The 2,812-nt window shown below is 39.7% G+C and carries 2 protein-coding genes; both read right to left on the reverse strand.

The annotated features are described in order from the left end of the window. A partial coding sequence (locus ACQR30_RS01690; RefSeq protein WP_429730357.1) for a RagB/SusD family nutrient uptake outer membrane protein occupies nucleotides 1–597 on the reverse strand: 597 nt, incomplete at its 3' end. A 47-nt stretch (nucleotides 598–644) separates the two neighbouring features. Beyond that, complete coding sequence (locus tag ACQR30_RS01695; RefSeq protein WP_429730360.1) at nucleotides 645–2,732, reverse strand: SusC/RagA family TonB-linked outer membrane protein; 2,088 nt, start codon at nucleotides 2,730–2,732, stop codon at nucleotides 645–647. Between the last annotated feature and the right edge of the window lie 80 nt (nucleotides 2,733–2,812).

Consider the following 2,812-nt stretch of genomic DNA (forward strand, 5'->3'; position numbering starts at 1 on the left):
AGCAAGTACTTTATCCTGAGAAGTTCTAGGAATATCTTCAAATACACCATCATGCGAAGTGGTTATTAATGGTACATCACCCCAAATCCGTGAAATATAAAAATACACGTAAGCCCTGATAGCTCTAGCCTGGGCAATATCTACCTTATTATTCAACTCAGTATACCGTTCGTCTTGTAAAGCCTCCGGCGAACGTTCTATAAATAAATTACAGGCATTGATGACAGCGTAAAACCTACGCCAGTCTAATATGTCCTGTATTACAGGGTATGTTACATTCAGTTTACCACTGATAATAGCACTCAAATCTTGCCGCGATACGGCCGTAAAATCGCCGTTTCTCAGATCGCCGAATAACCAGTAAGTATTTTGTTCTGCCATAGCAGCCCTCAACAAACCATATAAACCGGTTAACGCACTACCTACATCGTCATAGGAATCCCAGCCGTCAGCTTCTGACGCCAAATGGGTGGATTTTACATTAAGTTGCTTATTGCAGCCCGGCAGTATGGTAAAAATGCAAGCAAGCAATACAGCAATACAGGCCAGCCTGCGGGTCTGCTTAAAGATGCTATTTTCTAAAAAGCGTATCATCATTTTATTCTTGATATTAAAATTTACTCGTGTTAATTATAAAAAACGGATTAAAGGTTTAACTTAATCCCAATAGTATAGCACTTAGGAATAGTCATACCATAACCATTATATACACCATTATATAAGCTTAGCTCAGGATCTCCGTTTTTGAACGGCGTAATGGTAAACAGATTGGTGGCCGACACATAAATCTGCGAACTTTTAAAACCGGCCCGTTTAAGAGCCCCAATTTTCGAAATATCATACCCAATCGACAAGTTTCTAAGCTTCAAAAACGAGGCATTCTGTAAAAATAGGTCCTGATCCACACGATAAGGATCCACACTACTCCACGGATTATACATAGGATAATCGGACGGGTCGAATGGCTTCTGCCAAAAAGTGATTTCTTTTACAGAATTGATATCATTATTTGCTTCACTATTGATAAAATCGAAGCGGGAAGACGCCAACTGATTCAACACCTGACGACCCAAGGCATAATAGAATTGAAATTCCAGACTAAGTCCCTTATAGGAAAGACTACTACCGAATCCGCCGCTTACGGTAGGCATATAATGACCTTTAAGTACCTTATCCTTATCATTGATTACACCATCATTATTTTCATCATTCCATTTCGCATCTCCGGCAGAGAAATCAATTCCGTTAAAGTTGAGTAGTTTACCGGTTGTAGCGCCCACAGGTATATCAGAAGTGGAATTATATACTCCTTCATTCTCATATAGCCAATAACTATCCACGGAATGTCCCACCTCCAATTTATTACTTCCAATGACAACTTCATGGGCACCACCAGGTAATGCCTTCAAAACATTTTTATTCTGGTTAACATTTGCATTCAAGGACCAATTCAAACCTTGCTCACTTCTCAGTATTTGCACAGAAAGGGTAGCATCAAACCCCTTATTGTTTACCCACATACCACTTTCATACATACTGGTATAACCTGATGATGCGAATGCTGGCATTGCAAGCAATTGATTCTTGTCATCATTATTATAATAATCTACCGAGATCAAAACCCTGTTATCCCACCATCCGGTATTCAGACCGATGTCCAACTTATTGCTGTAAGCCCAAGGCACATCATAGCCAACCCATCCGGTAGTATATGGACGTGAGAGGCCAGCCATCCCCCGGTAGGAACCCATATTAGTTTCAGAAGACCAACCAAGATCTACAACATATTGAGGCCCTGCGGCAAAGCGATCATCATCCAGTAATTTACCAAACTTCCCGTACGAAGCATTTAGCGACAAGGTGCTAAAAGCATTAAAATTGCTTAATATCTGCTTTTTAAAATCATAGCTAGCACTAAAAACCGAAGAGGGCAACCACCTGTTACTGGCAGGATAAGCGGAAGAACCATCATTACGAACCAATGCTGAAAGCTTAAGGGCATTATTCATCGCTGAATAGCCTATTTTTCCATATACCGATGATAAAACAAATCCTTCTTTATCGGTGAAACGGAACATATAAGGAGAAATGCCACTATAAGGAGAAATACCCTGAGCGATTTTACTCAAATCAATCGAGAAGATTTTAATGTAGTCATTTGGCGTATTATAGCCATATATATAATCATACTTATACCTGTCTTTGGTAATAGACTGTCCTGCTTCAAACACAAATTTACTTTTACTGCTCAGATTCAATGTGTAAGAGGCAGAATTGTCTACCAGAAAACGCTGATTATAGCCAAAATAATTAGATAGATAATTATTATTTTCCATTAATGTGGAAGGCCAAAACACATCCCGGATTCCTTCATTATAATCAAAGGCAACGCGCGTACTCAATTGTAAGTTCCTGAAATTGGCGGCTGCGGAAACATAGCCTTGAACAGCATTACTTTTGTTGTCGTCTATTGTGCCATCGAAATATTTCAGATACACCTCACCGTAACCATCTTTATTGGGCGGCAAAGGGTTAGATAGATCGGGAATATAACCTGTTTCGGCTAATCGGTCACGAACATTTTTGTTCCGCTGACGCTGCAATCTGTTGCCTTTAATCATTGCAGAAACAGTAAACCATTTCAACGGCGCCATATTTATAAAGAAGCTAAGACCATAACGATCAAGGCCTGTCCCATCTGCCACACCGGCGGAACGGTAATTCAAAACCAAAAAGCCGAAATATCCTCACTGAGAGACGAAGCTACAACAAAAAACAAAAGCGAAAAGAGATAAAATATAAAAATACACAA

Origin of the sequence: Arachidicoccus sp., assembly GCF_050436765.1 — a bacterium.
Lineage (GTDB): Bacteria > Bacteroidota > Bacteroidia > Chitinophagales > Chitinophagaceae > Arachidicoccus.